Here is an 8,992-nt window from a genome sequence, read left to right on the forward strand (position 1 = left end):
ACGGGCAGGCCCTCGTCCACAGCGACGCGGTGCAGGCCGTCGGAAAGATCCCGCTCGACGTGTCCGCCCTCGGCCTCGATGCCCTGACCCTGTCGGGCCACAAGTTCGCCGCGCCGAAGGGCGTCGGCGCGATGGTGCTGGCCGAGGGCGTGAGCCTGGAGGCGCCCTTCCTGCGCGGCGGCGGCCAGGAGGCGCGCCTGCGCGGCGGCACCGAGAACGTGTCGGGCATCGTCGGCATGGGCGAGGCGGCCCGGATCGCCCGCGACGCCCTCGCCGGAGAGGGCGTGCGGCTCGCCGGGCTGCGCGACGGGCTCGAAGCGCAGCTTCGGGCGCTCGCCCCGGACATGGTCGTGTTCGGCGCGGGCGCGCCGCGCCTGCCCAACACCCTCCTCTTCGCCGTGCCGGGCTTGGAGGCCGCCACGGCGCTGATCGCCCTCGATCTCGCCGGCCTGTCGGTCTCGTCGGGTTCGGCCTGCGCCTCGGGCAAGGTGGCCCGCTCCCCCGTGCTCGCGGCGATGGGCGTGAGCCCTGCGCTCGCCGCAGGGGCGCTGCGCGTCAGCTTCGGCTGGAATTCGCGCGCGGATGACCTGTCACGCTTCGTGGCGGGGTTCGAACGGGTCGTTTCGTCCCTATATCAGCGGCGAGGGCAGGCAGCCTGAGAAACGCTCAGCGCCGCCCGCCCAAGCCATTTTTTCGGCGGACCACCCGCCGTGTCGTTGGAAACCCCCGGTCCTTGACACCGGAGTAGGTCAGGAGACGTTGAATGCCTGCAGTGCAGGAGACCATCGATCGGGTCCGTTCGATCGACATCGACCAGTACAAGTACGGTTTCGAGACCGTGATCGAGATGGAGAAGTCCGAGAAGGGCCTCTCCGAGGACGTGATCCGCTTCATCTCGGCCAAGAAGAACGAGCCGGAATGGATGCTCGAATGGCGCCTCGACGCCTACAAGCGCTGGCTCACGATGAAGGAGCCGGAATGGGCGCGCGTGTCCTATGACCGGGTCGATTACAACAACATCTACTACTACGCCGCGCCGAAGCGGAAAGGCCCGGAATCGCTCGACGAGATCGATCCCGAGATCCTGAAGACCTACGAGAAGCTCGGCATCCCCCTGCGCGAGGTCGAGATGCTGGAGGGCATCGCCCCCGAGCGCCGCGTCGCGGTCGATGCCGTGTTCGACTCGGTCTCGGTGGCCACCACCTTCCGCAAGGAGCTGGAGAAGGCCGGCGTGATCTTCATGCCGATCTCGGAGGCCATCCGCGAGTACCCCGACCTCGTGAAGCAGTACCTCGGCTCGGTCGTGCCGGTGACCGACAACTTCTTCGCCACGCTCAACTCGGCGGTCTTCTCCGACGGCTCGTTCGTCTACATCCCGCCGGGCGTGCGCTGCCCGATGGAGCTGTCGACCTACTTCCGCATCAACGAGCGCGATACCGGCCAGTTCGAGCGCACGCTGATCATCGCCGACAAGGGAAGCTACGTCTCGTATCTCGAGGGCTGCACCGCCCCGAAGCGCGACGACAACCAGCTCCACGCCGCGGTGGTCGAGCTGGTGGCGCTGGAGGATGCCGAGATCAAGTACTCGACCGTCCAGAACTGGTACCCCGGCGACAACGAGGGCAAGGGCGGCATCTACAACTTCGTGACCAAGCGCGGCGATTGCCGCGGCGCCCGCTCGAAGATCTCGTGGACGCAGGTCGAGACCGGCTCGGCGATCACCTGGAAGTACCCGTCCTGCATCCTCCGGGGCGACGACTCGCGCGGCGAATTCTACTCGATCGCGGTGTCGAACGGCATGCAGCAGGTCGATTCCGGCACCAAGATGATCCATCTCGGCAAGAACACGACGAGCCGGATCATCTCGAAGGGCATCTCCGCGGGCCGCTCGCAGAACACCTACCGGGGTCTCGTCTCGGCCCACAGGAAGGCGAAGGGCGCCCGCAACTTCACCAACTGCGACTCGCTCCTGATCGGCGACCAGTGCGGGGCGCACACCGTGCCCTACATCGAGTCGAAGAACGCGAGCGCGGTGTTCGAGCACGAGGCCACGACCTCGAAGATCTCCGAGGACCAGAAGTTCTACTGCCAGCAGCGCGGCCTCTCCGAGGAGGAGGCGACCGCCCTCATCGTCAACGGCTTCGTCCGCGACGTGCTGCAGCAGCTTCCGATGGAGTTCGCCGTGGAGGCCCAGAAGCTGATCTCGATCAGCCTCGAAGGCTCGGTGGGCTGACGGTTCAGTAAAAAGCACGCCCTTTTCCCTCCCCCCTCCGCGGGGGAGGGTGCCTGTGGAGCAGGCGGGAGAGGGGCAGCGCGACGGTGCCGGAAGTGGCGCCCGTCGCGTCCTTTCCGGAAAGGGCGCTCCCCTCTCCCGACCCCTGCTGACGCAGGGGCCACCCTCCCCCGCAGAGGGGGGAGGGACGGTCATCGGAATCGATTTAGGACTATCAAACGATGCTTGAGATCAAAAACCTCGTCGTACAGATCGAGGACAACCGCATCCTCAACGGCCTGAACCTCACCGTGAACGACGGTGAGGTCGCCGCGATCATGGGCCCGAACGGCTCGGGCAAGTCGACGCTCTCCTACGTCATCGCCGGCAAGGAGGACTACGAGGTTCTCGACGGCGAGATCCTGCTCGACGGGCAGAACGTGCTGGAGATGGCCCCGGACGAGCGCGCCGCCGCCGGCATCTTCCTGGCCTTCCAGTACCCGCTGGAGATCCCGGGCGTCGGCACGATGACCTTCCTCAAGGCCTGCCTCAACGCGCAGCGCAAGGCGCGGGGCGAGGACGAGCTCTCGACGCCCGACTTCATCCGCGCGGTGAACGCGGCCGCCGACAAGCTCGAGATCAACAAGGAGATGCTCAAGCGGGCGCTGAACGTCGGCTTCTCCGGCGGCGAGAAGAAGCGCATGGAGATCCTCCAGATGGCGCTGCTGCAGCCGAAGTTCTGCGTGCTCGACGAGACCGATTCCGGCCTTGACATCGATGCGCTGCGCATCGTCTCCGAGGGCGTGAACGCGCTGCGGGCGCAGGGGCGGTCCTTCCTCGTCATCACCCACTACCAGCGGCTCCTCAACCACATCGTGCCCGACACCGTGCACGTCATGTCGCGGGGCCAGATCGTGAAGTCGGGCGGCAAGGAGCTGGCGCTCGAGCTCGAGGCGAGCGGCTACGCCGAGTACCGCGCGAGCGAGGCTGCGTGATGGCCGACGTCACCAATCTCCGCTCCCCCGCCGAGGCCGGGCTCTCGAAGCTGTTCGAGTCCTCGCGCAAGGCCTTCGCCAGCGACCAGGCCATCAGCCGCGAGGAGGCGTTCCGCTTCTTCGAGGCGACCGGCCTGCCGAGCCGCCGGGTCGAGGCGTTCAAGTACACGGATCTGCGCGCCGCCATCACGGAAGCCGCCCCGCCCGCCGAGGCGCCGTCCGAGGAGGCCGCCCGGACCGCCGCCGCGACCGCGAAGGGCTTCGCCGAGGTCGAGGCCGTGCGCCTCACCTTCGTCAACGGCCACCTCGTCGCCGCGCTCTCCGACCTCGACCGTCTGCCCGAAGGCGTGACGGTCGCCCCGCTCAACGCGGCGCTGGCGGCGGGCGATGCCCGCCTGAAGCTGCTCGCCCCCGTCGAGCAGGTGCGCGAGAACCCGATCTACCAGCTCAACACCGCCTTCCTGGCGGACGGCGCGCTGATCTCGGTCGCCCCCGGCGCCAAGCCGGCGACGCCGGTCCACCTGCGCTTCGTCGGCACCGGCGAGGCCGCCTTCTCGACCGCGACCCGCGTGCTGGTCGAGCTCGGCGCGGCGTCCGAGTTCTTCCTGCTGGAGAGCCACGAGGGGCCGGCCGGGCTGACCTACCAGCCCAACGACGCGCTCGACGTGCGCATCGGCGCGGACGCCGCCTTCCGCCACACCCGGCTCAACCGGGAGGGAGACGGGGCCATCGCCCTCTCGACGCTCTCGGTGCGGCTCGACGCCCGGGCGCAGCTCGAGACCGTCAACCTCGTCACCGGTGCCAAGCTCTCGCGCCACCAGATCTACCTGCACGTCGCGGGCGAGGACGCCAACGCCGTGGTCAACGGCGCGGCTCTGCTTGGCCACGGCCAGCTCGCGGATTCGACCCTGCTCGCCGACCACGCGGCGACGGGCGGCATCGGCCGCGAGATGTTCAAGACGGTGATCGACGGCGATGCCACCGGCGTGTTCCAGGGCAAGATCATCGTCCGCCAGGTCGCGCAGCAGACCGACGGCAAGATGAAGTCCGACTGCCTGCTCCTGACCGACGACGGTCAGATGATGAACAAGCCGGAGCTGGAGATCTTCGCCGACGACGTCGCCTGCGGCCACGGCGCCACCTGCGGCGCGCCGGACGAGGACCTGCTGTTCTACCTCATGGCCCGCGGCCTGCCGCGCAGCCTCGCCGAGAGCCTGCTGGTCCAGGCCTTCGTCGGCGAGGCGGTGGAGACGGTCACGCACGAGGGCGCGCGCGACGCGCTGATCGCCGGGATCGAGGGGTGGCTGGCGGCAAGAGGGTAGGGCGCACCGCCATACCCTCCCCCCTCCGCGGGGGAGGGTGCCCGCGGAGCGGGCGGGAGAGGGGCCGGCTCAGGTCTTTCCGGAAGCGGCGCTCCCCTCACCCGACCCCCTTCGGGGGCCACCCTCTCCCGCGGAGGGGAGAGGGGTTGGCGTTGCGCTTGTCATGTCGGTCACGCCGCGTCGGCCCGCGGGCCGTCCCGCATCGCCGCGACCGCCCGCGCCACCCGCGTACCGTCGAGCGCCTGCCGCCGGTCGCCGGCCCGGCACAGGCCGCCGCGGAAACCGAGATAGTCGGGCCCGAGGCCCGCGAGCGCCGGAATGTCGGCGAGGCCGAGGGAGCCGGCGAGCCCGCTCATCAGGCCGTGGCCCCGGCATCCGGCGACGAAGGCGGCGAGCTGCGGCGCGGCCAGGAGCATGGGGAGCGCGGTTCCCGTCTTGCCGCGCGTGTCGATCATCGCCCCGGCAAAGCCCGCCGCGGAAAGCCGCGCGGGGACGTCGTCCGCCACGCCGTCCTCGGCGAACAGCACGCCGATGACCCGGCCCGGCGCCCGCGCCGCGGCCTCGGCCAGGGCGTCGTCGTCCGCGGGTCCGACCGCGATCTTGATGAAATCCACGCCGGTCGCGGCGAGGGCCGCGACGGCCTCCGCGATCCCGGTCCCCGTGCCGTCGCCGGCCACCGCGCTGGTGACTGCCCGCCCGCCGACGCGGGCGACGACGGCGCGCACGGTCTCCGGGTGCAGCGCGCCGAGCGCCCCGCGCTCGGGATCCTTGGCGTCGATCAGGTCGGCCCCGGCCCGGAGCGCGGTCAGCGCCTCGTCGGGGCCGCGCACGCTGACGAGCAGGCGGGGGCGCACGGAGGAAGTCGGTTGGATGTCGGACACGGGGAACGTTCTTGCTCAGCCTTGCGCGCCCGCACAAGCCCCGTCTCAGGAACGGCCGGGCAGCGGCTCGGCCAGCAGGCGGTTCTTCACGATCCAGCGCGCGGCGTGGGACCAGTCGTCGTCGGTGTTGGCTCTTATCACGACCTGGCCCTGGCGCACGACCTTGCCGGACTCGGCATCGGCGATGGTGACGACGAGGCTGAACAGCTGGTTGGCGCCCTTGTCGGCGAAGGTGGTGACGGACAGCTCCGCCCCGAGCGCCTTGGCGATCGGGCCCGTGCAGCCGTTGCACTTGTAGAGCGGGCTCTCCTTGCGGATTTCTTCCGCCTGAGGGCCGAGATCGACGCTCTCGATCCCGCCCTTCTCCGCGAGCTGCTTGCGCAGCACGTCGGTGACGAGGTCGAGGCGCTTCTGGTCGGCCGGCAGCGGCTTGCGGCCATAGGCCAAGGTCGGGTCGTTCACCTCCGCCGGGAAGATCGCCGCCTTGCGCGCCGCCTCCTCCGCCGAGGCCGCGCCGCCCAGGGCGGACAGGAGGGCGAGGGCGGGCGGGAGGGCGCGAAGTCGCATGGGATCGGGGCCTGGATCGGGCGCGGTGCCGCGCGGGCTGAGGTTAACTTGGTGTCCCGGAGGATTTGGCAATGGCGGAGGGTGCCCGGCAGGATCCGCGGACCGGTAATCTTATGAAAATCTTATGCTTCCGTCGTTGAGGCCGGTGGCAAGATGTTGCTAGCGTGCCGGCCGATGCGTTCGTCCGCCCCGCTCCTCCTCGCCGCCGGTCTCGCGACCGGCCTGGCCGCTTGCCTCGCCGCTCCCCATGGCGCCCGCGCCCAGGAACCGAAGGCGGCCACCGGCGAGCCGCCGCCGGGCTCCCCCACCGCGCAGGCGACCGCGCCGGCCCCGGGCTCCGAGACGCAGATCGCCGTGCTCTACCGCCCGGTGCCGGCGCCATCCTCCTACGACGCGGAGGCCGACCCCGAGGATCTCGGCATCGCCGGCGCGCGCATGGCGGTGAAGGACAACAACACCACCGGCCGCTTCACCAAGCAGACCTTCGCCCTCGACGAGGTCGCCCTCGACGGCGAGCGCGATCCGGTTCAGGCGGCCAAGGATCTCTCGGCCAAGGGCGTCAGATTCTTCGTGCTGACCCTGCCCGCCGCCGAGGTGCTGGCGGTGGCCGACGCGCTGAAGGAGACGGGGGCGGTCGTCCTCAATGCCGGCGCGCCCGACGACCGCCTGCGCGGGGCCGATTGCCGCGCCAACCTGTTCCACGTCCTGCCGAGCCGCGCCATGCAGACGGATGCGCTGGCGCAGTACCTGACGCTGATGCGCTGGCGAAAGATCTTCCTGATCATCGGCCCGACCGAGCGCGACAAGGCCTATGCCGACGCGTTGCGGAACTCCGCCCGCAAGTTCGGCCTCAAGATCACCGCGGAGAAACCCTGGACCTTCGGCCCCCTGGCGAAGGCCCGCGGCGACACGCCGACCCGGGCCGAGGCGATGGTGTTCACCCGCGGGCTCGACTACGACATGGCGATCGTCGCCGACGAGGAGGGGGATTGGGGCGATTACGTCCCGTACCGCACCATCGATCCGCGTCCCATCGGCGGCACCCAGGGGCTGATCGCCACCACCTGGCACCCGACCCTGGAGACCTGGGGCGCGGCCCAGGCGCAGAACCGCTTCCGCCGGCTCGCCGGCCGCCTGATGCGGCCGCTCGACTATCAGGTCTGGGCGGCCGTGCGCACCGTCGGCGAGGCGGCGACGCAGACCCGCAGCACCGATCCGGCCACGCTCGCGGCCCATCTCGTGAAACCCGATTTCTCGCTGCCCGCCTACAAGGGCGTGTCGCTGACCTACCGGCCCTGGGACCACCAGCTGCGCCAGCCGATCATCGTGGTGCAGCCCAAGGCGATGGTCTCGGTGGCGCCCGAGCAGGGCTTCATCCACCAGCGGACGCCGCTCGACACGCTGGGCGCCGACGAGCCGGAGACGACGTGCAAGCTCCGGTAGGGCCGGGCCTAGGGCCGGGCGGGGGACGATGCGGCAATCGACCACCCGGCCATCGGCCGTCCATCGCCGGTTTTTTGTTTGAGCGGCGGCGTGCGAGGACCATGTCGCTGCAACAGGTTTCGATGCGGGCGCGCGAAGACGCGCCGGAGACGACAGGGAGGACGCCGATGGTCGCTCGCTTGAGGGCGGGGCTGGGTTGCGCGGTGCTCGCGGGCACGTGGTTCGGCATGATCGAAACGGCGCAGGCTTTCACCGCCTACGTCACCAACGAGAAGGCCAACACCGTCTCGGTGATCGACACCGCGACCATGGCCGTGACCGCGACCTGGAAGGTCGGGCGGCGCCCGCGCGGCGTGACCCTCTCGAAGGACGACAGGGAGCTGTTCGTCTGCGCCAGCGACGACGACCGCATCGACGTGCTCGACACCGCCACCGGCAAGGTGGTCCGCTCGCTGCGCTCGGGGCCCGACCCGGAGCAGTTCATCCTCGATCAGACCGGCAACCCGCTCTACGTCGCCAACGAGGACGACAGCCAGGTCACCATCATCGACATCGAGAAGAACAAGGTGCTGGCCGAGGTGCCGGTCGGCGTCGAGCCGGAGGGAATGGGCCTGTCGCCGGACGGCAAGGTTCTCGTGAACACCTCCGAGACCACCAACATGGCCCACTTCATCGATACCAAGACCTTCGAGGTGATCGACAACGTGCTGGTCGATGCCCGCCCCCGCTTCGCCGAGTTCTCCCAGGACGGCAAGTTCCTCTGGGTCTCGGCAGAGGTCGGCGGCACCGTCTCGGTGATCGACGTCGCCACCCGCAAGGTGATCAAGAAGATCACCTTCAAGATCCCGAGCGTCACCGACGAGCAGATCCAGCCGGTGGGCGTGCGCCTCACCAAGGACGGGACCCGGGCCTTCGTCGCGCTCGGGCCCGCCAACCGCGTCGCGGTGGTCGATGCCAAGACCTACGAGGTGCAGAAGTACCTGCCCGTGGGCCAGCGCGTCTGGCAGCTCGCCTTCACCCCCGACGAGAAGCAGCTCTACACCACCAACGGCACCTCCAACGACGTCTCGGTGATCGACGTGGACGGGCTGAAGGTGGTCAAGAGCATCCCCGTCGGGCTGCTGCCCTGGGGCGTGGCGATCTCGAAGAAATAGTCGCCGGCCAAGCATCGTCCCGAGCGGCGCCTGCCGGTTTCCGGGACGATGCGGACACGAGAGACCGGAGGAAGCGACATGACCTGGACCACGCGCCTCGGCCTCGCCGCCGCGGCCCTGATGCTCGCCGTACTTCCGGCCGGCGCCCTCGACCTCACCAAGAAGCGGCAGAACCTGCCCGACCTCGTGCTCGGCAACGAGGAGGGCAACGACTTCGTGGTCGAGAATAAGGACATCGAGCTGGAGGCCGGCAAGGCCTACCGGCTGCGCATCGTCGCCAAGGGGCGGCAGGAATACAAGTTCTACGCGCCCGAGTTCTTCCGCTACATCTGGTTCAACCAGATCGTGATCGAGCACAAGGAGATCCACGGCGGCGGCCCGCCCGATCACCTCGAATTCGACGATCCCGGCGAGATCG

Annotated in this window: 9 protein-coding genes; 7 read left to right on the plus strand and 2 right to left on the minus strand. The window is 69.6% G+C overall.

Annotated elements, in window-relative coordinates; translation table 11 throughout:
- From MFF42_RS19695 to MFF42_RS19710, 4 genes are all read left to right on the plus strand, one after another.
- A partial coding sequence (locus tag MFF42_RS19695) for a cysteine desulfurase family protein (RefSeq protein WP_238257267.1) occupies positions 1-659 on the plus strand: 659 nt, incomplete at its 5' end.
- Between the two features lie 104 nt (positions 660-763).
- The gene (sufB, locus tag MFF42_RS19700) at positions 764-2,233 is read left to right on the plus strand and encodes a Fe-S cluster assembly protein SufB (protein WP_238257268.1); all 1,470 of its coding nucleotides are present in this window, start codon (positions 764-766) and stop codon (positions 2,231-2,233) included.
- A gap of 221 nt (positions 2,234-2,454) precedes the next feature.
- Positions 2,455-3,207 (plus strand): Fe-S cluster assembly ATPase SufC, encoded by a 753-nt coding sequence (gene sufC / locus MFF42_RS19705; RefSeq protein WP_238257269.1) that lies wholly within the window; start codon positions 2,455-2,457, stop codon positions 3,205-3,207.
- Positions 3,207-4,529, plus strand: a complete 1,323-nt coding sequence (locus MFF42_RS19710) for a SufB/SufD family protein (protein ID WP_238257270.1) — start codon at positions 3,207-3,209, stop codon at positions 4,527-4,529. The genes sufC and MFF42_RS19710 overlap by 1 nt, the downstream gene beginning before the upstream one ends.
- Positions 4,530-4,699: 170 nt before the next feature.
- On the opposite strand, the gene MFF42_RS19715 is transcribed toward MFF42_RS19710, so the two are convergent.
- Positions 4,700-5,410 carry a (5-formylfuran-3-yl)methyl phosphate synthase gene (locus MFF42_RS19715; RefSeq protein ID WP_238257271.1) on the minus strand — a complete coding sequence of 237 codons (711 nt, stop codon included), beginning with the start codon at positions 5,408-5,410 and terminating at the stop codon, positions 4,700-4,702.
- Between the two features lie 45 nt (positions 5,411-5,455).
- Positions 5,456-5,977, minus strand: a complete 522-nt coding sequence (locus tag MFF42_RS19720) for a DUF3280 domain-containing protein (RefSeq protein WP_238257272.1) — start codon at positions 5,975-5,977, stop codon at positions 5,456-5,458.
- A gap of 174 nt (positions 5,978-6,151) precedes the next feature.
- On the opposite strand from MFF42_RS19720, the gene pedA1 reads away from it, so the two are divergent.
- From pedA1 to MFF42_RS19735, 3 genes are all read left to right on the plus strand, one after another.
- Positions 6,152-7,420 (plus strand): lanthanide ABC transporter ABC transporter substrate-binding protein PedA1, encoded by a 1,269-nt coding sequence (gene pedA1, locus MFF42_RS19725; RefSeq protein WP_238257273.1) that lies wholly within the window; start codon positions 6,152-6,154, stop codon positions 7,418-7,420.
- Positions 7,421-7,587: 167 nt separating this feature from the next.
- A complete protein-coding gene (locus MFF42_RS19730; protein ID WP_238257274.1) occupies positions 7,588-8,574 on the plus strand; it encodes a YVTN family beta-propeller repeat protein in 987 nt (328 codons plus the stop codon).
- Positions 8,575-8,652: 78 nt separating this feature from the next.
- Positions 8,653-8,992: cupredoxin domain-containing protein (locus MFF42_RS19735; RefSeq protein ID WP_238257275.1), on the plus strand; the 340-nt coding region annotated here is incomplete at its 3' end.

It is taken from the genome of Methylorubrum podarium (assembly GCF_022179745.1).
Classification (GTDB): Bacteria; Pseudomonadota; Alphaproteobacteria; order Rhizobiales; family Beijerinckiaceae; genus Methylobacterium; species Methylobacterium podarium.